Raw genomic sequence first — 18,999 nt, forward strand, 5'->3', positions numbered from 1 at the left:
GGGCGCTCCGCTCCTCCCGCGCCGGTCCCGGCGCCGCCCCACCCGCCCCGGTCCCGGCGCCGCCACCTCGACTCCGGCCGGGGCGGCGGCGCCGAGACCGGGGCCTTCAGGGCTCCGGCGGGCCTCACTCCAGGCCGGGCAGGTCCCTGAGCTGCCTGCGCGAGGTGATGCCGAGTTTGCGGAAGATGCTGCGCAGGTGCGCGTCGACCGTGCGCGGGCTGACGAACAGGTGCGCGGCGACCTCCTTCGACGTCGCCCCCGTCGCGACCCGGCGGGCGATGTGCATCTCCTGCATGGTCAGCCGGTCGCGGGCGCGCCCGGAGCGGCCGCGGGCCGTCTCCCCGGTCGCGCGGAGCTCGCGCGCGGCCCGCAGGGCGAACGCCTCCATCCCGATCCCGGACAGCCGCTCGTGCGCGGTGCGCAGCTGCTCGCGCGCGTCGCGGCGGCGGCCCGCGCGGCGCAGCCACTCCCCGTACCGCAGGTGCGCCCGGGCCAGGTCCGGCAGCATCGGGGTGCCCGCCAGGTGCTCGACGGCCGCCCGGTGGTCCTCCTCCGCGCCGCCGACCAGCGCCCGCGCGCCCGCCGCGACGCCGAGCGCGTACCGGGTGCCCGCGGGCTCCGTGCGCTCCAGCAGCGACTCCAGCGCCGACGCCGCGGCGGCGTCCTCGCCGCACCGCACCGCGGCCTCCACCAGCTCGGGCAGGGCGGTGCCCGCGGAGTAGAGGCCGCCGTCCTCCACCGCGCGCCGGGCCGCCTCCAGCGCGGCCGGGTACTCGGCCAGGCCGTTGTGGAGCACGGCCGCCGGCAGGTGGGGGCGGGCGGCCAGCTGGCCGGTGCCCCGCCTCTCCGCCTCGGCGAACAGGTCGAGCGCCTCCCGGCGGCGGCCGCGCGCCGCCGCCAGGTGCACCCTCGGGTACAGCTGCGGCACGTCGCCGAGGGCGTCGGCGACGGCCTCCTCCTCGGCGATCGCGGCCATCGCCCGGCCGAACCCGCCGGTGAGCACCGCCGACAGCGCCGCCTGCGACAGGCCGAGCCGGACGGTGATCGGCGACCCGGTCTCCCGCCCGGCCCGCACCAGCCACTCCAGGACCGCCGCGTGCAGGTCCATGTCCCACAGCTCGCCCGCGAGCATGGTGGCCAGCGCCGGCACCCGGGTCCACCCGGCGCCGCCGCCGGCGGCGAGCGCCCGGCGCAGCGCCGGCACGGCGGCGCGGTGCCCCTCGGCGCGCAGCAGCACCAGCGCGTCCAGGAGGTCCGGCTCCGGGGCCGGCGGCGCCGAGCGGGCCGCGTCGAGCACCCGGTCCAGCACCCCGGCGGCCCTGCCGACCACCAGCCCCGTCTCCAGCGCCGCCACGAAGCAGGCGCGCGACCGCTCCGGGTCGACGGCGGCCAGCCGCCGCGCCGCCCGCAGGATGGGCTCCGGGCCGCCGACCGCCCCGTCCGCGTCCCCGACGAACGCGATCTGCCCGCGCAGCAGGTCGACGGAGGCGCGCCGGGAGGCGTCCAGCGCCTCGGTGTCGATACCGGCCAGCAGGTCCGCGGCGGCGTCCGGCCGGCCGGCCTCCAGGGTGGCCCGCGCGGCCGCGAGCGTGCGCCCGGTCCGCCTCCCGGGGTCGAGCGAGAGCGCCGCCGCGCGCTGCAGGAATGCGGCGGCGGCCGCCACGCCCCCGCGCGCCTGCGCGCGCGAGGCCGAGGACTCCAGCTCCGCCGCGACCCGCTCGTCCGGACCGGCGGTGGCCTGGGCGCGGTGCCAGGCCCGCCGGTCCGGTGCGGCCGCCGGGTCGGTGGCCTCGGCCAGCGCCCGGTGCGCCGCGCGGCGCGGCTCCGGCTCGGCCGCGCGGTAGGCGGCCGAACGCGCCAGCGGGTGGCAGAACCGCACCCGCGTCTCGAAGTGCACCAGCCCGGACGCCTCGGCGGCGGCGCTCGCCGCGGGCACCTCGATGCCCAGCCGCCGGGCCGCCGCCCACAGCAGGCCCGGGTCGCCGGTGGGGTCGGCGCTCGCCAGGACCAGCAGCAGCCGCGCCTGCGCGGGGAGCCCCGCCATCCTGGTCTGGAAGCTCCGCTCGATCCGGCCCGCGACCGGCGACGGCGTCGGCAGTGCGAACCCGCCGGCCTTCGGCAGCTCGATCAGGGCCAGCGGGTTCCCCCGCGCCTCGGCGAGGACGCGGTCGCGCACCCGCTCGTCGAGCGTCGCGGTCCTCTCCTCGGCCAGCAGCTCGCGCGCGTGCGCGTCGTCCAATCCGCCGACCGCCAGCCCGGGCAGCCCGTCCAGCCCGTGGACCGGGTCCCGGTCGCGGGCGGCGAACACCATCGCGATCGGCTCCGCCGAGATGCGCCTGGCCAGGAAGGTCAGCGCCCGCGCCGAAGCGGCGTCCATCCAGTGCGCGTCGTCGACGAGGCAGAGCAGCGGGCGCTCCGCCGCGGCGGACGCCAGCAGCTCCAGCGCGGCGAGGCCGGTGCGGAACGGGTCCGGCGCGCCGTCGGCCAGCCCGAACGCCACCAGGAGCGAGTCGCGGTAGGGCGCGGACAGGCCGTCGACGCGGTCCAGCACCGGCACGCAGAGCTGGTGCAGCGCCGCGAACGCCAGCTCCGCCTCGAACTCCGCCCCGGACGCGCGGATGACCCGGAACCCCTCCGGGGCCGCGTGCTCGATGTGGTCCAGCAGTGCGCTCTTGCCGATGCCCGGCTCACCGCGGAGGACGAGCGCGCCGCCCCGCCCCTGCCCCGCGGAGCCGAGGAGGGCGAGGAGCCGATCGACCTCTTCGCGCCGGCCGACGAGCGGGCGGGGGGACGTCGTGGACATGGCACCGACCCTATGCGCGGCCGACGCGGTGCCGCGTAAGTAGGCGATTCCCACCGAAGCAAGCGGAAGTAGGTGATTCCCACCGACGCGAACGGGGGCGCCCGCGCGGGATCGTCGGGACATGGCGGAACGGCGCCGGCAGCGGTGCCACCGGCGCCGGAACACCGGCACCGGCCCTCCGGTGAAGGAGGCGGCGGCGAGCAGCGGGACCGCACCCGCCGCGGTGCCCGCCCTGGGATACCTCAGGGCGCGCCCGCGGACGGCCCGGCGGCCTCCGCGCCCCCGGCCGTCCCCGGCGGTGCGATGGCCGCCCGCCGCCGGCACCGATGCCCGCCGACCCGAACGACCACCCCGCGCCGTATCGGCGGAAAGGAACGATGACCATGGACACCCCGACCGTGCTCGTGACCGGAGCGACCGGAACCGTCGGATCCGCGCTGGTCCCCGCCCTGCGGGCGCGCGGCATCGCGGTCCGCGCGATGGTCCGCGACCCCGACCGGTCCGTCCCCGGCGCGGAGAGCGCCGTCGCGGACCTGAACGACCCGGAGGCGGTCGCCGACGCGCTGAAGGGCGTCGACGCGGCCTTCCTGAACAGCCCCTCGGCGGCGGACGCCGCCGCCCTGCAGATCCGCTTCGCCGACCTCGCCCGCGACGCCGGCGTGGACCGGCTGGTGCTGCTCTCGCAGTACGCGGCGCGCGCCGACTCGCCGGTGCGGTTCCTGCGCTGGCACGCCGAGGTCGAAGCGCACGTGCGGAGGCTCGGCCTCGACCACACCGTGCTCCGGCCCAACCTCTACATGCAGGCGCTGCTCGGCTTCTCCGGCACCATCGCGCAGGGCTGGTTCACCGCCCCCATCGGCGGCGCCGCGGTCAGCGCCGTCGACACCAGGGACATCGCGGAGGCCGCAGCGGCGGTGCTGGCCGGCGCCGGGCACACCGGCCGCACGTACACGCTGACCGGGCCCCGCGCGGTGACCCACGACCAGATCGCCGCCGCGCTCTCCGCCGCCACCGGCCGGGAGGTCGCGTTCCGCGACGCGCCCGCCGAGCGGTTCACCGCCGCGCTGGCCGGCGTCCTCCCGCAGTGGCAGCTCGACGGCCTGGTCGAGGACTACGCCCACTACGCCAGGGGCGAGGCCGCCGAAGTGCACACCGCGGTCGCCGACCTCACCGGGCGCCCGGCGCGCGACATCGCCGACTTCGCCCGCGACTACGCGGCCGCGTTCACCCCGGCGTGACGGATCGGCCGTCCGCGGCCGTGCGGCCCCACCGACTCCTCCGGTGGGGCCGCACGGCCGCGGACGGTGCGGTCGGTTCACAGGCCTGCTCCGGCGGGGCGGGTGTGCAGCACGAAGTAGACGCCGCGGAGCCGGCCGCCGGACAGGACGCCCCACTCCTGGGCGAGGGCGGCCATCAGGGCGACCCCGCGCCCGTGCTCGGAGTCGGGGAGCGGGGAGAGGGGGCGGGGCGCGGTGGCGGCGCCCCCGGCGTCGTGCACCTCGATCCGCACGGCGCCGGGCGCGGTCGTGAGCACGACGGTGAAGCTCCCGCCGGGTTCGCCGCTGGCGGTGTGGAGGATGGCGTTGGTGACCGCCTCGCTGACCAGCAGCTCAGCGGTGCGGGCCGTTTCGGGTCCGCCGTCGGTGCGCCGACCGACGATCGTGGCCGCCCAGTTCCGCGCTCGGGCCACCGAGGCGCGCTTTCCCGGCAGACTGCACCGGAATACGGAGGAATGCTGTGGAAACTGGTAATGCGGGGTGATTCGGGCTCCAGTGCTCTTCACGGTCCTCACCGGGTTTCCTTTCTGCCGTCACTGGTGGGGAACGGGCCCTGTCCGGTACGGCATTACCGGACAGGGTCTTTCTCGTGTTCGCTCACACTGCCCGAAGTGTGTTCTGACCTGCTATACCTTCAACCAACTTCGACCTTGCCGGTATTCAAGGGGTGGACAGTTGTGCTCGTTCCGTGCTGATGTGTAGAGCATGGTGAGCAAGAACAGTGCGCGATGGGCGCGAATAGGCCGCCAGATGCGCGCCGAGCGGGAGAAAGTGGGGATCCCGCTGAAGGAACTGGCCGAGGTGACCGGTATATCGGCGGCCATGCTGAGCGCGATGGAGCGCGGAAAGCGGGGGATCAAACGGTCGCATGTAGTGAAAATCGATGCGGCCCTCGGTACTAAAAAAATCTTGGAGGGGGCGTGGGACGGCTCGGCCGAAAGCGACCTGCTTCCGCCCTGGTTCCAGCAGGCGGCGCAGCGGGAACGGGCCGCCACCGAGATCCGGCAGTATTCGCTATCGGTCGTCCCCGGTCTGGTGCAGACCGAGGAGTACATGCGGACGCTGCTGCGCGCCGGCCTCCCCAATGCGCCGACGGCGAAGATCGAAGAGCTGGTGCAGGCGCGCAAGACCCGGCAGCGGCTTCTGGAAGCGGAGGTTCCTCCCCGGCTTCTGCTGATCCTCGATGAGATGGTGCTGCGGCGCCCTGTGGGCGGGCGTGCGATCATGGGACGCCAGCTCGACCGCCTCATAGAGGTGGCGGACTGGCCTTATGTATCGGTGCAGGTCGTGCCCTTCGCCACCGAAGTCCACCCCGGACTGTCGAACGGGTTCGTCCTGTACCGGGTGGATGGCGGCTACCTGCTCTGGTTGGAAACGCGACGCTCGGGAACCGGTACCCAAGACGGCGAGGCGGTGGACGACTACCTGCGGCTGTTCGGGGACCTGCAGGGAGCGGCGCTTCCCACGGCGGCATCGCTGAAGCTGATCACAGAGATTCGAGGAGAGTTCGAATGACGGCCCCCGGCCTGAACTGGCGCAAGTCCAGCTACAGCAACGACACCGGTGGCGAGTGCGTGGAGTTCGCCCCGATCCCTGAACGCGGAGCGGCCGTCCGCGATACACGGAATCGCGGGCTCGGCCACCTCTCCTTCCCCTCCGGGGAATGGGCGGCGTTCCTGCGCGAGGTGAAGTCCGACCGGTCCTGATCCCCGCTCTTCCCACGGGCCCCTCGCCGGACGCGGCGAGGGGCCCGTCGTTCCTCCCGGAGGTCAGCCGCGCACGTGCAGCCCGAAGCCGGTGCGGCCCGCGGGCTCCAGCCCCTCCTTCAAAGCCAGCGAGGGGATCTCGTAGTCACCGAAGTTCTGCCGGCGGAAGGCGATCGGCTCGGTCGACTCCAGGGTGAGCAGCCGCTGCCGCCAGGCCTTGGCGATGTCCGGGTACTCCTCGTCGGTGAGCCGGTCCGTGCCGTACAGCACGAACGGCGGCAGCACCTCCAGACCCGGGTAGAAAAGAATGCCGTGCTGGATCGGGAACAGCAGATCGTCGATGGGCCCGTTGATCCCGCGCGCGGCATAGTGCGACTCCGGGCCGCCGACGGTCACCGACAGCAGGGCCCTCCTGCCCGCCAGGGTGCCCTCGCCGAAGCGCTCGCCGTACCTGGTCCCGTCGTGCTCGCCGACGCCGTAGGCGAACCGGTAGCTGAACACCCGCTCCACCCAGCCCTTGAGGATCGCGGGCATCGAGTACCACCACAGCGGGAACTGGAAGACGACCGTGTCGGCCCAGAGCAGCTTCTCCTGCTCGGCGACGACGTCGGGGGTGAGCGACCCGGTTTCGAAGGCCCGCCCCGAGTCCCGGGCGACCTTCAGTCGGCCCGAGGCGGCGGGCCCGAAGTCCGCGGCGTCCACCGCCGCCTTCCAGTCCATCGCGTACAGGTCGCTCACCCGCACCTCGTGCCCGGCGCCCCGCAGCGTGGAGACCGCGAGGTCCTTCAGCGAGCCGTTGAGCGACTCCGGCTCCGGGTGGGCGTAGACGATCAGCGTCTTCATGGGAACTCCTTCGGATCGGATGCGCTCGATCCTGGGAGTTCCGGCGCCCGGTGTTCAGGGGCGCCCCTTCCGGCGGACGGGACTTCCTGGTATCGGCAGGGCCACCTTCTCCGGCGGAGCCGCCGCCATACTGAGGGCATGGACGATCTCGCGGGCTTCCTGCGGACCCGGCGCTCCCGGGTCGACCCGGCCACCGTCGGCATCCCCACCGACAGCCGCCGGCGCGTCGCGGGGCTGCGCCGCGAGGAGGTGGCGCACCTGTCCGGGGTCAGCGTGGACTACTACGTCCGCCTGGAGCAGGGGCGCGCGACCCAGCCGTCCGATCAGGTCCTCGACGCGCTCGCCCGCGTCCTCGGCCTGGACGAGACCGAACGGGGGCATCTCTGCCGGCTCGCGCGGCAGCGCCGCCGCCGCGCGAAGCCGCCGGCCGGGCGGGTCCGGCCGGAGCTGCTGCGCGTCCTCGACCTGGTCGCCGGCGCACCCGCGCTGATCATGGACCACCGCCTGGAGGCGCTCGCCGGGAACCGCCTGGCCGGGCTCCTGTTCGACCGGCCGCTGCCGGGCATGAACACCGCCCGGCACCTCTTCCTCGAAGAGGCCGAGCGCGGCCTCTACGCCAACTGGGAGGAGTGCACCCTCGACGTGGTGGGGCACCTGCGCCTCGCCGCCGGCGAGTACCCCGACGACCCGCGCCTGGCCTCGCTCATCGGCGAGCTGGCGATGCGCAGCGAGCGCTTCCGCCGGCTGTGGGCCCGCGCGGAGGTGCGCGCCCGCTCGCACGGGCGCAAGGCCTTCCGCCATCCGCTGGTGGGCCTGCTGGAACTGCACCAGGAGAACTTCGTGCTTCCGAACGAGCCGGGCATGGAGCTGCTGGTGCTCTCCGCGCCCCCCGGAAGCCCCGCCGAGGACGGGCTGCGCCTCCTCGAAAGCCTCGGCGCGGACGGCGGCCCCCACACCGCAGCGGACACCCGGGCCCGAGAGGCCGACGGGCCCCGCCGCTGACGCCGGGGCACGTGCGCCGGGGAGGCCGCCCCGTGGCCGAGGTCAGAAGCCCGCCATGACCTGCGGCTGCGACGGCGCCAGATACTCGGCCTCGACCTCGTCGGCGTGGGGCGCGAGCAGCTCCTCCAGCCGGAGGACGGCCTCCCGGAGGCGCTCCCCGTCGCGCGCGGCGTCCACGGTCTCCAGGACGAACACGACCTGCTCGGAGTCCTCGGTGACGCGGGTGCGGCGGGCGTCGCGGTGGTTCCAGTGCCGGGTCAGCACCTCGGTTCCGGAGGCGTAGACGACTTCGCCGGGAGCGGGGGACCGCACGGTGCCCGGTTCCCCGAGCGGGGTGAACTCCTCGGTGCCCTCGGCGAAGCGGATCTCGACGGGGCGGGCGATGGCGTCCAGGTCGAAGGCCCTCGCGGGCAGGCCGCTGCGGACGGAGACCGCGCTGCAGGCGTCGACGGCCGGGTTGACCCGGGGCAGGCGGCCCTTCTCCGCGAGGCGGCGGCCGAGCGCCTCCACGCCGGGGCGGACGCGGTTCGGGTCGGTGCCGAAGGAGCGGTAGGCGGCGTGCCACGCCCGGATGCGCGGATCGGTCCCGCCGGCGGGGGCCCACGCGCCTTCGGCGGCCTTCCGCTCCAGGTCCTCCAGCGCGGCCGCGCACCGGGGCCAGGGCTCGCGGACGCGCAGGACATCGGCGGTGACCAGGGCGATGAGGGTGCCGGGGAACGCGGCGGAGACGTCGAGGGAGAGGGAGAAGGAGATCATCGCGCTTTCTGCAGGTCGGCCGAGGCGGCGGGGCCGCTCGGTGCGGTGCGGTCACGGGCGGCCCGGGAGGCGGCCGTGACCGACGCGGGGCGTCGCAACGCCCCCACGGTAGGACGGAGCGGCCGGACGCGCCTCCCGAGGTGCGCCGCCCCGGTCGGCCGGATCCGCCGCCGTCACCGCGAAATCGACGCCTGGAGCAGGGTGCACCTGGAGTGCCATGACGGCAGTCCGTGCTCAACGCCCGCCAGGTCCATGTCCGTATAGTCGGGCGGCGTGTCGCCTATCGCCTCCGCGTCGAGGACATAGAACTCCATCAGCTCGCCGACGACGATGAGCTCTGCGGCAGGGTGGAACACGAGCCTGACGCGGCATGAACCGCCGGCGCGGGTCGGGGTGCTGGACAAGATCGTCATCGCCGTGAGCGGCCCCTTTATCGGAGACGAGCGCCATTCGAACGATTCCAGGCCGCGTACCACGAGCAGTGCGGAATTCCCGTCGTCGAACTGCAGCGAAGTGCGCATTTCGAAGAGGAGCGCCGCGACGGCCGTCAGCGGGCGGGCCAGGGAGTCGAGCAGCTGAACCTCCTGCAGGGCGTCCTCCTCTCGCAAGGGATCCATTTCGAGCGGCCTGGGCGCCGGCGCAGGGCTTCCCGCCCTGACGAGGTCTTCTATCGAGATCATGGGGGCGCAATCCGGTCGCAGGGAGGCGGAGCCGATGCTCGCCGGTGGCGCCAGGGCCCATCGCAAGGGCCTGTCCCACCCGAGGGGCGGTTCCACCGGTATCGGGTGCAACATCGTAAACCGGCCTCCTCTCCGGGGCGCCAGTGACGCCGCGTCATGCGTTCCCCGAGGAAACGTCACGGTGCGGAGGTGACGCGGCCGCCCTGCCGGGCAGGGGCGCCCGCTGCTGGAATTCAGGGCATGACCACCACTCGACGCGACCGCACCGACCCGCCGAGCAGCACCGGACCGCACACCCGCTGGGAGGATGCAGCGACCGTGACCGACGACGACCGTGCCGGCGCCGCGGACGCCGCAGGCCCCGGGGACGGGCGGCCCGTCGACGTCAAGCAGGCCGTGCTCGACGGGATGGGCGGCCCCTCGGGGATGGTGTACTCCGCCCTGCCGGTGGCGGGGTTCGCGGCGGCGGTGCCGTTCGTCCCGCTGCCGGCGGCGATCGGGGCCGCCATCGCCGCGGCCGGGGCGCTGGCGGTGTTCCGGATGTGGCGCGGCGAGGCCTTCATGACGGCGATGGGCGGCGTGTTCGGCGTCGCGGCAGCCGGAGGCGTATCGGCCTGGACCGGGTCGGCCAACGACTTCTTCCTGATCGGGATCTGGGCGTCCCTGGCCGGCGCGGTGCTCACCCTGGGGTCGCTGCTGGTGCGCCGGCCGCTGACCGGGGGCATCTGGAACGCGGTGCACGGCGGCGGGCACGACTGGCGCGCCGACCGGCCCAGCCTGCTCGCCCACGACCTGGCCACCCTCACGGTGGCGGCGGTCTTCGCCGGCCGGTTCGCCGTGAGCCAGTGGCTCTACCTCGCCGACTCCACCACCGGCCTGGCCATCGCCGACACCGTGACCGGCTTCCCGCTGACGGCCCTGGCCGCGGTGGTCGTGGTCTGGGCCTTCCGCCGCACCACCAAGCGCCTGGCGAAGAGCGCGGCCCCCGCCGCCTGAACCGCCCGCCGCGACGCCTTCGCCCACGACCGGCCGGCCGCCGTGCTCACCGGTGCGACCCGGGTCGACCCCGCCCCGCGGCTCGGCGACCCGGCGATGGCGCGCGTCCTCGACTCCGGGGAGATCCTGTGGTGGTCGCAGCGCGACTGCCGGGGCGCGCCGCGCCGCCGCGCAAAGTAGCGGCGGCCGGGCGCCGGCCGGGCGGGCCCGGGCCGGAGGCACCGCGGCCCGGAGCGGCGGCGCTTCCGTCACGCGGTGAACCTGTTCCGTAACGGCGGTCTGGTGCCGGTGCCCGGCGGGGCGCCGCCCGCGCGGTGCCCACAGGGGCAGGCCGCAGAGGGCCGTCCCCCGGCCGATCGGGGCGCCGCCGGGGCCCGCCCGTCCGCACGTTTGACATCACGTCGCCTTGAGGATCAAGGATTGCGGTGAGGTTAGGCAAACCTGACCTCCGATGGCGGGCCGCGGCGGTGCCGCCGAGCGGTGCGGGCCGGCCCGCGCGGACCCGATGCGGCGGCGCGGCGGCCCCAGGAGGAGACGGGACGGGACATGAGCACGACGGCGGACACACGCACGGACCCCGGAGGGGACCCGCCCGCAGACACCGGGGAGGCGGCCGGGCTCGCGGGCGCCGGGGCGCTGGCCCGGCTGTTCGCGCCGATCCGGGCGCACCTCGCGGCCTGCGCGGTCCTCTCGGCCCTGAGCGCGGCGGCGGGGCTCGTGCCCTACATCGCCGTCGCGGAGATCGCGCGGGCCGTGCTCGCCGCCCCCGGGGAGGCGCACACGGCCGTCTGGACCTGGGTCGCCGTCGGCGCCGCCGGCGCGGGCCTGCGGCTGCTGCTGCTCGTCCAGTCCTCCCGGGTGGGCCACTACGCGGACGCGAAGATCCTGCACGAACTGCGGGTGCGGATCGTCCGCCACCTCGGCGCGCTGCCGCTGGGCTGGTTCCGGGCATCGGGATCGGGCCGGGTCAAGCGGGCGATGACGGGCGACCTGGAGGAGATGCACGAGGTCATCGCGCACGCCCTGGGCCAGCTGACCGGGGCGGTCACGGTCATCGCCGTCGGCGCGGCCTACCTGCTCCTGGTCGACGTCCCGATGGCGCTGACCGCCCTGGGCGTACTGGCCCTGACCGGGGTCTTCTACCACGTCTCGATGCGGTCCATGACGGCGCACATGGAGCGCCTGGCCGCCGCCGAGACCAGGATCAGCGCCGCGAGCGTCGAGTACGCGGACGGGATCCAGGTGGTCAAGGCGTTCGGGACCGGAGGGCGCCTCCTGCGCCGCTTCGACGACGCCGTGGACGAGCACACCCGGGCGTTCGCCGCCTGGGTCGCCGAGGTGCGCTACAGCTCGGCGGCGTCGCGGCTGCTCGGCTCGGAGATGGCGGTGCTCGCCGCCGTGACGGCCGCCGGGACGGCCTTCGTCGCCCAGGGCGCGCTGGCCGCCGCGGACCTGGTCGCCTTCCTGGTCGTCGCGGTCGGCCTGCCGAACTCGATCCTCCCGGCGGTGACGGCCTCCCAAGGGGTGCGCAAGGGCCGGATGGGCGCCGTCGGCATCGAGCGGCTGCTCTCCCACCCCCGCCTGCCCGAGCCCGAGCACCCGTGCTCGCCGGCCGGCCACGGCGTGGAGTTCGACCGGGTCTCCTTCTCCTACGACGGGGCCGTCAACGCCGTCGAGGACGTCAGCCTCGTCTGCCCGCCCGGGACGGTGACCGCGATCGTGGGGCCCTCGGGGGCCGGCAAGACGACGCTCGCCGCCCTGCTCCCGCGCTTCCACGACGTCACGGGCGGGGCGATCCGGGTCGGTGGCGCCGACGTGCGGTCGATTCCCTCGGAGGCGCTGCTGGCCTCGATGTCGCTGGTCTTCCAGGACGTCGCGCTGCTGCGGGACAGCGTGGCGGAGAACATCCGCATCGGCCGCCCGGACGCCTCCGACGAGGAGGTCCGCCGGGCGGCGGTCGCCGCACACGTCCACGACGTGGTCGAGCGCCTGCCCGACGGGTACGCGACGGTGCTCGACGCGAACGGGGGCGGCCTGTCCGGCGGGGAGCGCCAGCGGCTGACGATCGCGCGGGCGATCCTGTCCGGGGCGCCGATCGTGGTCCTGGACGAGGCGACGGCCTCGCTCGACCCCGACAGCGAGGCGGCGGTCCAGGACGCGCTGGCCGCCCTGGCGGCCGGCAAGACGGTGATCGTGATCGCCCACCGCCTGCACACGATCGCCGGCGCCGACCAGATCCTCGTGCTGGAGGACGGGCGGCCGGTCGAGCGGGGCCGCCACGAGGACCTGCTCGCGAACGGGGGAGTGTACGCCCGGATGTGGGCCGCCCAGGAAGGGGTCCTCTCATGATCCGCCGGCTGTACCGGCTGTGGCCGGAACCGCGGCTGCTGGCCCGCCTGTGGCTGCTCACCGCGGCGCAGGCCGTCCTCCAGGGCCTCCTCCTCGGCCTGCTCGCCCCCGTCCTGGGCGCCCTCGCGCGCCCTGAGCCCGACATCGCCGCGGCCGCGCCGTGGCTCGCCGCCGGAGCCGCCGGCGCCGCCGCGTACGCGGTGCTGAGCATCATCGCCGTACCGGTGGGCTTCAAGGCGTCGGGCGTCCTCGCGGCGCAGCTGCGGCGGCGGCTGATCCGCCACGCGAGCACTCTGCCGCTGGGCTGGTTCACCGCCGAGCGCAAGGCGAGGCTCTCGCGGGGGGTGACCGCGGACGCGGGCGACACCGCGCGGCTGGCGGTGACCGTCGCCGCGCCCGCGATCACCTCGACGCTGCTGCCGATGACGGTCGTGGCCGTGGTGTTCGCGGTCGACTGGCGGATGGCGCTGCTGCTGTGCGCGATCGGCGCGGCCGCCTCCTGGGCGCTGCGGCGCGCCGCGCGGATCAGCGAGACCGCCGAGATCGAGCTGGAGCGGGCCTCGGCCGGGGTCGCGGGGCGGGCGATCGAACTCGGCCAGGCCCAGCCGGTCCTGCGCGCGGCTGGCCTCGCCGGCGGCACGCCCCGGATGCACGCCGCGCTCGCGGACCACCGCGAGACCTACCGGGAGGGGATGCGCCGCGCGCGGCGCCCGTTCTTCGCCTACACCGGCGTGATCGCGGTCGGCTCCGCCGCGGTGCTCGCGCTGGCCGCGGAGCTCGCGCTCAGCGGGGCCGTCCGGCCCGCCGAGGCGATCGCGCTGCTCGTGCTGGCCGCCCGCTTCCTGGAGCCGCTCGGCAACCTGATCGACCTCATCGGGGCGGTGCGCGCGATGGGGAACAAGATCGCGCGGATCGAGGAGCTGCTGGCGGCCCCCGCGCTGCCGTCGCCGGCCGAACCGGTGCGCGGGACGGGCGGGGCCGAGGTCGAGTTCTCGGAGGTCGGCTTCACCTACCCGGGAGGCGACGCCCCCGCGCTGAGCGGCGTCTCGCTGCGCTTCCGGCCCGGCACGACCACCGCGCTGGTGGGGCCTTCGGGCTCCGGGAAGACGACGGTGACCCGGCTCATCGCCCGGTTCTTCGACGCCGACACGGGCCGGGTGAGCATCGGCGGGACCGACGTCCGCGACATCGACCCGGCCGCCCTGCTGGACGAGGTCGCCATCGTCTTCCAGGACGTCTACCTGTTCGACGACAGCATCGAGAACAACCTGCGGACGGCGCGGCCGGAGGCGACCCGGGACGAGCTCGAGGAGGCGGCCCGCGCGGCGCGGCTGGACGAGGTGATCGGGCGCCTGCCCGACGGCTGGCGCACGGGCGTCGGCGAGGGCGGGGCCCGGCTGTCGGGCGGCGAGCGCCAGCGGGTGGCGATCGCCAGGGCGGTGCTCAAGCGGGCGCGCATCGTGCTCGTCGACGAGGCGGCCTCCGCGCTCGACCCGGAGAACGAGGCCGCGGTCTCCGCGGCCATCGCCGACCTCGGCGCCGACCCCGGGCGGACGGTGATCGTGATCGCCCACCGCCCGGCGACCCTGGCAGCGGCCGACCTGGTGGTCTCGCTCGACGGCGGCCGGGTGGCCGAGACCGGCACGCCCGCGGAACTGCTCCGCACCGGAGGAGCGTTCGCCCGCCTCAACCGCCGGTACGAGCGGGCTCGGCAGTGGCGCATCGCCGGAACGTGAAGCCGCCGTGGGAGCCCGCGCCCGGGGCCGCCGGAACGACCGACCCAGTGAGGAGAGAACCAATGGCGTACCTGCGCCCGTTCATCGTGTGGCCGCTCCTGCCCGGCGCCACGCTGGTACTGACCGCCGCCGAACCGGACGAGTACCGGATCGGGCGCGCGCTGACCGAGCCGGCCTCGGGAACGGCCGTCGTGGCGTTCCCCGCCCGGCCGGAGGCGGGCCGGGGCGGCGGGGCGATCGGCGGGGCGATCGGGGTCTTCCGCGACGGGCTCCTCGCCGAATCGGGGACCGAGGCGGAGCTCATCGCGTCCGGCGGGATCTACGCCCGCCTCCGCCGGAACTGGGAGACGGGCGCCTCCGCCTGACCCGGCGGCCGGCCGCCCCGGGACCCCCTTCCCCGGGGCGGCCGGCCCCGGTCCCGGTCCTCCGCCCCCGCCCGGGCCCCTGTCCCGGCCCCCGCCCGGGACCCTGCCCGCTTCCTCCGCCTCCCGCGGAGCACCGGGCCCGCCGCCCCTCCTCCGCGCCCCTCCGCCCGACCCGAAAGGCGCCCATGAAACCGCTCCCGCTTCCGCTCGCCGCCACCGCCTCGACGGCCGTCCTGCTCGCCGCCTGCGGCTCCCCGACGGCCTCCGCGCCGGAGCCGCCGCCCGGGGACACGGTGACGGTGCAGGCCGCGAACGGTGAGGTCGAAGTGGCCGTCACCGACGAGGGGATCTGGGCGCTGGACGTCTACACGGCGCTGAACCTCGCGGCCGTCGGCGCCGCACCGGACCACGCCGCCCGCATCCACGACGGCCAGGGAGCACGCGAGGAGATCGCCGCTGCCGCGGGGGCGGAGATCGTGGGCGGGCACGACCCCGAAGCGGTGGCCGACGCGGCGCCGTCCCTGATCGTCGGGCTCGACCACCCCGAGCACCGCTCCCTTCTCGGCCTGCTCGAGGCCATCGCCCCCGTCGTGCTCATCGACGAAGGCACCGAAGTCGACGAGCTGATGGAGGTGATCGGCGCGGTGACCGGGCGCTCGGCCGAGGCCGCCGAGGTCGCCGACCGCTTCGGTGCGGAGGCCTCCGCACTGGCGGCCCGGATCGAAGAGGCGGGCCGCACCGGGCGGACCGTCTCGGTCCTGCAGGAGTACCCGCCGGTCTTCTACGCCTACGACGGCGGCACCCAGTTCGCCGCCCTGCTGGAGCGGGTCGGACTGGAACGCCCCGAGGCGCAGTCCGCCAGGTCCGAATGGGGCTTCACCGAGGTCTCCGAGGAGAGGCTGGAGGACCACCGGGCCGACGTCGTGATAGCGCTCGTCGACGACGTCTACGGCGAAGGGCGGTCCGTGCTCGACAACCCCATGCTGGACACGTCCGGGGCGGTCACCGCGGAAGCCGAGTTCTCCGGCTGGTACAACGGCGACGTCCTCAGCGCATGGTGGGTCCTCCACGACCTGCAGGCCGTCCTGATCGACGGGGAGGCGACCGCCGGCCTCGCCGATACGCCGGCCCTGTGGGCGGAGACCGGGGGCCGGTGACCCCGCCGCCCGCCGGCCGGCGGGCGGCCCCGCCTCCCGCAGCCCGCCCGCCGCGCCGTCGACGCGGGCGGTGGCGCACCGCCCGCCGCTGGAGCCGCTCGGAGAGCAGGGCGCGGGCCGGGCGGGCGCCGGACCGGGAACCCGCCACCCGGCTCCGCTTCCCCCCGGTCGCGCCGCGGCTCGGTTAGGGTCCCCGCAGGAGGGGGAGCCATGATCGACTACCAGCTGAACGGGAAGGTCGCCGTCGTCACCGGAGGGGCCTCGGGGATCGGGCTGGCGTGCGCGCACGCGCTCGCCCGCTCCGGCGCCGACGTCTCGGTGTGGGACATCGACGGCGACGCGGCGGCCGAGGCGGCCTCCGCACTGGAGGCGCACGGCCACCGCACGCACAGCGCCGTGGTGGACGTGACCGACGACAGCGCCGTCGACATCGCGATGGACGCCGTCGCCGCCGAACTCGGCGGGGTGCACATCGCGGTCGGCAACGCGGGCATCGGCGGCGAGCAGGCCCTTTCGGGCGACTACTCCGAGAAGGGCTGGAGGGCCGTCATCGAGGTGAACCTCAACGGCGTCTTCCACACCCAGCGCGCGGCCATCCGCGCCATGCGCGCCGGGGGAGGGGGATCGATCGTCAACATGGCCTCGATCCTCGGCCAGGTGGGCTTCGCGAACTCCGCCGCCTACGTCGCCGCCAAGCACGGCGTGGTCGGTATGACCAAGTCCGCCGCCTGGGAGCACGCGGCCGACGGGATCCGGGTCAACGCGGTCGGCCCGGGCTTCATCCGCACCCCGCTGGTGGAGAAGTCGCTCGACGCGGACGCCCTGGCCTTCCTGGAGTCGCAGCACGCCTTCCAGCGCCTCGGCAGGCCCGAGGAGGTGGCCGAGATCGTCGCCTGGCTCGCCAGCGACGCCGCGTCCTTCGTCACCGGCGCCTACTACCCCGTCGACGGCGGCTACCTGGCCCGCTGACCGGCCCGGCGGGGGGAGCGCACCCCGCCCTGAGCCGCGGTGCCCCGGCCCCGGGAAGCTCACCTGGGGCCGGGGCCGGGGCCCGCCCCGCCTCGGTACACCGCTTCCCGCCCGAGCAGGCCGGGCCGGTCGCGGCCGACCGGACCGGCCCCGGCGCCGTCTTCGACCTCGGCCTTCCCCCCCCCGGCGCGGAGCCGCCGAGGGCCACCGGGCGGTGGGCGGGCGCCGCGCCGCCGAGGCGCCGCCCGCCCCTTGAACCGCCCGCCGGTCTCCTCCGGCCGGTTGCGCCCGCGGGCCGCTTCGGGGCGCCTCCGATCGGGTGCCCCTCTGTCCGGACGCCCCTCTATCCGGGCGGGGGAGGGCGGTCTAGCATGGCGCTCCAGCTCCGAGGTGCGAGCCCGCGGCGGCCGGAAGGGTCCGGTGGCCGGGGCGGAGTCCGACTCGGCCCGTGCCGGCCCGGGAACGGACGGCGGCGGCGCGGGCCCACCGGAGTAGGGAGCCGCGGGTGGAGCAGGATTCCCTGGCCGTCGGGATCGGGATGCCGATCGCACTGTTCGTGATCATGACCGGGATCGGGCTGACCCTGACGCCCGGGGACTTCCGCCGGGAGCTGCGTTCGCCGCGCGCGCTCGCCGCGGGCTCGGTCGGCCAGCTGGCGGCCGTGCCGCTCCTGGGGCTGCTGCTCGTGCTCCTCTTCCGGCCGCCCCCGGAGATCGCGGTCGGGCTGGTGATCGTGGCCGCCCTGCCCGGCGGCACCATGTCCAACCTCTGCGCCTTCCTCGGGCGCGGCAACGTCGCGCTGTCGGTCGTGCTGACCGTGGCCGCCAGCCTGGCCGCCGTCGCGACGCTCCCGCTGTGGACCCTGCTCGCGCTGGAGCAGGACGTCGGGGCGGTGGTGCCGCCGCCCGGGGAGACCGTGGGGCGGATGCTGGCCACGGTGGTCGCCCCGGTGCTGCTGGGGATGGCGGTCCGGTACCGGCTGCCCGCGCTGGCGGCCCGCATCGAGCGGCCGTTCTCGGTGGCCGCCGGGGCGGGGCTGGGGCTGATGGTGCTCGGCGTGGCGCTGGCCCTGCGCGAGGACATCCCGGACTACCTCCACCAGGCCGGCCTCGTCGTCGTCCTGCTCAACCTCGGCGGCGCCGCACTGGGCTGGCTGCTCGGCGCGGCGATCGGCGCCCCGCGCCGGGACCGGCTCACCCTCGCGCTGGAGCTGGGCATGAAGAACGCGGCCCTCGGCATGCTCATCGGCGGCACGCTGCTGGGCGACTTCGGCTACGCGGTCCCCTCGGCGGTCTACGGCGCGGTGATGTTCGGCCCGGCCCTGGTGCTCGCCGCCTACGGGCGCAGGACGCTGCCGCCCGCGCGGTGAACACGATGATCTTGACGCTGCGGCCCTGTCAGAGCGGGTGGTCTCCAGTGCCTGTTGCAATACCGCACACCAGAGGAGAGGAGGGGGCGTGCCGGCCGGTCGGTCGGGTGCGGCGTCTCGCGGAGCGAAGGTTCAGACCGGCGGCGACGGCGGAGGTAGGGGCGGGGCGCAGACGGTCACCCGGGCGCGGCGTCTCGCGGAGCGGGGGTTCAAGCAGGGGGCGAAGGCGGGAGGGGGCCGGCCGGTCGGTCGGGCGCGGCGCCCCGCGGAGCGAAGGTTCAGACCGGCGGCGACGGCGGAGGTAGGGGCGGGGCGCAGACGGTCACCCGGGCGCGGCGTCTCGCGGAGCGGGGGTTCAAGCAGGCGGCGAAGGCGGGAGGGGGCCGGCCGGTCGGTCGGGCGCGGCGCCCCGCGGAGCGAAGGTTCAGACCGGCGGCGACGGCGGAGGTAGGGGCGGGGCGCAGACGGGCACCCGGGCGCGGCGTCTCGCGGAGCGGGGGGTCAAGCAGGCGGCGAAGGCGGGAGGGGGCCGGCCGGTCGGTCGGGCGCGGCGCCCCGCGGCGCGAAGGTTCAGACCGGCGGCGACGGCGGAGGGAGGGGCGGGGCGCAGACGGTCACCCGGGCGCGGCGGCTCGCGGAGCGGGGGGTCAAGCAGGCGGCGAAGGCGGGAGGGGGCCGGCCGGTCGGTCGGGCGCGGCGCCCCGCGGAGCGAAGGTTCAGACCGGCGGCGACGGCGGAGGTGGGGGCGGGGCGGAGGCGATCGCCCGGGCGCGGCGCTCCACGGGGCGGGGGCTCAGGCGGGCGGCGAGGGCGGCGGTGGGGACCGGCCGGTCGGTCCGGCGCGGCGCCCCGCAGAGCGGGGTTCAAGCGGGGCCGGGGCGGCGGGGGGGCCGCGCCCGCGCCGCCTGGGGGACGTGGTCGGCCGCCCTGAAACCGCTACCCCCTCCCCGACCTGGGCAAATACGCAGGGTGATGGTGGGGCGGGGTGCCC

Annotated in this window: 17 protein-coding genes; 12 read left to right on the top strand and 5 right to left on the bottom strand. The window is 75.9% G+C overall.

Going from position 1 to position 18,999, the window contains the following annotated elements:
- Positions 1-124: 124 nt before the first annotated feature.
- Complete coding sequence (locus D459_RS0117150; RefSeq protein ID WP_017594241.1) at positions 125-2,803, bottom strand: ATP-binding protein; 2,679 nt, start codon at positions 2,801-2,803, stop codon at positions 125-127.
- Between the two features lie 383 nt (positions 2,804-3,186).
- Between D459_RS0117150 and D459_RS0117155 the strand changes: the two genes are divergently transcribed.
- The gene (locus tag D459_RS0117155) at positions 3,187-4,041 is read left to right on the top strand and encodes an NmrA family NAD(P)-binding protein (RefSeq protein ID WP_020380224.1); all 855 of its coding nucleotides are present in this window, start codon (positions 3,187-3,189) and stop codon (positions 4,039-4,041) included.
- A 77-nt stretch (positions 4,042-4,118) separates the two neighbouring features.
- Here D459_RS0117155 and D459_RS0117160 read toward each other — a convergent pair whose 3' ends face one another.
- Positions 4,119-4,493, bottom strand: coding sequence for an ATP-binding protein (locus tag D459_RS0117160; protein WP_017594243.1), 375 nt, complete (start codon positions 4,491-4,493; stop codon positions 4,119-4,121).
- A gap of 292 nt (positions 4,494-4,785) precedes the next feature.
- On the opposite strand from D459_RS0117160, the gene D459_RS0117165 reads away from it, so the two are divergent.
- Entirely contained in the window at positions 4,786-5,595 is an 810-nt protein-coding gene (locus tag D459_RS0117165; RefSeq protein ID WP_026120475.1) for a helix-turn-helix domain-containing protein, read from the top strand.
- A complete protein-coding gene (locus D459_RS0117170; RefSeq protein ID WP_017594245.1) occupies positions 5,592-5,786 on the top strand; it encodes a DUF397 domain-containing protein in 195 nt (64 codons plus the stop codon). Before D459_RS0117165 ends, D459_RS0117170 begins: the two co-directional genes overlap by 4 nt.
- A gap of 63 nt (positions 5,787-5,849) precedes the next feature.
- On the opposite strand, the gene D459_RS0117175 is transcribed toward D459_RS0117170, so the two are convergent.
- A complete protein-coding gene (locus D459_RS0117175; RefSeq protein WP_017594246.1) occupies positions 5,850-6,629 on the bottom strand; it encodes an NAD(P)H-dependent oxidoreductase in 780 nt (259 codons plus the stop codon).
- Between the two features lie 138 nt (positions 6,630-6,767).
- Here D459_RS0117175 and D459_RS0117180 point away from each other — a divergent pair, with 138 nt between their 5' ends.
- Positions 6,768-7,631: a helix-turn-helix transcriptional regulator gene (locus D459_RS0117180; protein WP_017594247.1), complete on the top strand. Its 864-nt coding sequence runs from the start codon at positions 6,768-6,770 to the stop codon at positions 7,629-7,631.
- A gap of 42 nt (positions 7,632-7,673) precedes the next feature.
- Here D459_RS0117180 and D459_RS0117185 read toward each other — a convergent pair whose 3' ends face one another.
- Positions 7,674-8,387 carry a B3/B4 domain-containing protein gene (locus D459_RS0117185; RefSeq protein ID WP_017594248.1) on the bottom strand — a complete coding sequence of 238 codons (714 nt, stop codon included), beginning with the start codon at positions 8,385-8,387 and terminating at the stop codon, positions 7,674-7,676.
- A gap of 173 nt (positions 8,388-8,560) precedes the next feature.
- On the bottom strand, positions 8,561-9,067 hold the full coding sequence (locus D459_RS0117190; RefSeq protein ID WP_152523016.1) for a hypothetical protein: 507 nt from the start codon (positions 9,065-9,067) through the stop codon (positions 8,561-8,563).
- Positions 9,068-9,307: 240 nt separating this feature from the next.
- Here D459_RS0117190 and D459_RS0117195 point away from each other — a divergent pair, with 240 nt between their 5' ends.
- The 8 genes from D459_RS0117195 (at position 9,308) to D459_RS0117225 (ending at position 18,008) form a co-directional block, all read left to right on the top strand.
- Complete coding sequence (locus D459_RS0117195) at positions 9,308-10,063, top strand: DUF3159 domain-containing protein (protein ID WP_081620598.1); 756 nt, start codon at positions 9,308-9,310, stop codon at positions 10,061-10,063.
- A 42-nt stretch (positions 10,064-10,105) separates the two neighbouring features.
- Positions 10,106-10,243, top strand: coding sequence for a hypothetical protein (locus tag D459_RS35895; protein WP_017594251.1), 138 nt, complete (start codon positions 10,106-10,108; stop codon positions 10,241-10,243).
- A gap of 366 nt (positions 10,244-10,609) precedes the next feature.
- Entirely contained in the window at positions 10,610-12,412 is a 1,803-nt protein-coding gene (locus D459_RS0117205; protein WP_017594252.1) for an ABC transporter ATP-binding protein, read from the top strand.
- Entirely contained in the window at positions 12,409-14,148 is a 1,740-nt protein-coding gene (locus D459_RS0117210; RefSeq protein ID WP_017594253.1) for an ABC transporter ATP-binding protein, read from the top strand. Before D459_RS0117205 ends, D459_RS0117210 begins: the two co-directional genes overlap by 4 nt.
- A gap of 62 nt (positions 14,149-14,210) precedes the next feature.
- Positions 14,211-14,513, top strand: a complete 303-nt coding sequence (locus D459_RS31960; protein ID WP_017594254.1) for a hypothetical protein — start codon at positions 14,211-14,213, stop codon at positions 14,511-14,513.
- Between the two features lie 185 nt (positions 14,514-14,698).
- The gene (locus tag D459_RS31965) at positions 14,699-15,670 is read left to right on the top strand and encodes an ABC transporter substrate-binding protein (protein WP_017594255.1); all 972 of its coding nucleotides are present in this window, start codon (positions 14,699-14,701) and stop codon (positions 15,668-15,670) included.
- A 210-nt stretch (positions 15,671-15,880) separates the two neighbouring features.
- Positions 15,881-16,639: an SDR family NAD(P)-dependent oxidoreductase gene (locus tag D459_RS0117220; protein ID WP_017594256.1), complete on the top strand. Its 759-nt coding sequence runs from the start codon at positions 15,881-15,883 to the stop codon at positions 16,637-16,639.
- A gap of 505 nt (positions 16,640-17,144) precedes the next feature.
- Complete coding sequence (locus D459_RS0117225) at positions 17,145-18,008, top strand: bile acid:sodium symporter family protein (RefSeq protein WP_017594257.1); 864 nt, start codon at positions 17,145-17,147, stop codon at positions 18,006-18,008.
- Positions 18,009-18,999: the final 991 nt, after the last annotated feature.

The organism is Nocardiopsis potens DSM 45234 (assembly GCF_000341105.1).
GTDB classification, from domain to species: domain Bacteria; phylum Actinomycetota; class Actinomycetes; order Streptosporangiales; family Streptosporangiaceae; genus Nocardiopsis_A; species Nocardiopsis_A potens.

Coding starts and splice junctions, on each gene's coding strand:
- D459_RS0117150 (WP_017594241.1), bottom strand. CDS start 2,803: ATGTCCACGACGTCCCCCCGCCCGCTCGTCGGCCGGCGCGAAGAGGTC.
- D459_RS0117155 (WP_020380224.1), top strand. CDS start 3,187: ATGGACACCCCGACCGTGCTCGTGACCGGAGCGACCGGAACCGTCGGA.
- D459_RS0117165 (WP_026120475.1), top strand. CDS start 4,786: ATGGTGAGCAAGAACAGTGCGCGATGGGCGCGAATAGGCCGCCAGATG.
- D459_RS0117170 (WP_017594245.1), top strand. CDS start 5,592: ATGACGGCCCCCGGCCTGAACTGGCGCAAGTCCAGCTACAGCAACGAC.
- D459_RS0117175 (WP_017594246.1), bottom strand. CDS start 6,629: ATGAAGACGCTGATCGTCTACGCCCACCCGGAGCCGGAGTCGCTCAAC.
- D459_RS0117180 (WP_017594247.1), top strand. CDS start 6,768: ATGGACGATCTCGCGGGCTTCCTGCGGACCCGGCGCTCCCGGGTCGAC.
- D459_RS0117185 (WP_017594248.1), bottom strand. CDS start 8,387: ATGATCTCCTTCTCCCTCTCCCTCGACGTCTCCGCCGCGTTCCCCGGC.
- D459_RS0117190 (WP_152523016.1), bottom strand. CDS start 9,067: ATGATCTCGATAGAAGACCTCGTCAGGGCGGGAAGCCCTGCGCCGGCG.
- D459_RS0117195 (WP_081620598.1), top strand. CDS start 9,308: ATGACCACCACTCGACGCGACCGCACCGACCCGCCGAGCAGCACCGGA.
- D459_RS0117205 (WP_017594252.1), top strand. CDS start 10,610: ATGAGCACGACGGCGGACACACGCACGGACCCCGGAGGGGACCCGCCC.
- D459_RS0117210 (WP_017594253.1), top strand. CDS start 12,409: ATGATCCGCCGGCTGTACCGGCTGTGGCCGGAACCGCGGCTGCTGGCC.
- D459_RS31960 (WP_017594254.1), top strand. CDS start 14,211: ATGGCGTACCTGCGCCCGTTCATCGTGTGGCCGCTCCTGCCCGGCGCC.
- D459_RS31965 (WP_017594255.1), top strand. CDS start 14,699: ATGAAACCGCTCCCGCTTCCGCTCGCCGCCACCGCCTCGACGGCCGTC.
- D459_RS0117220 (WP_017594256.1), top strand. CDS start 15,881: ATGATCGACTACCAGCTGAACGGGAAGGTCGCCGTCGTCACCGGAGGG.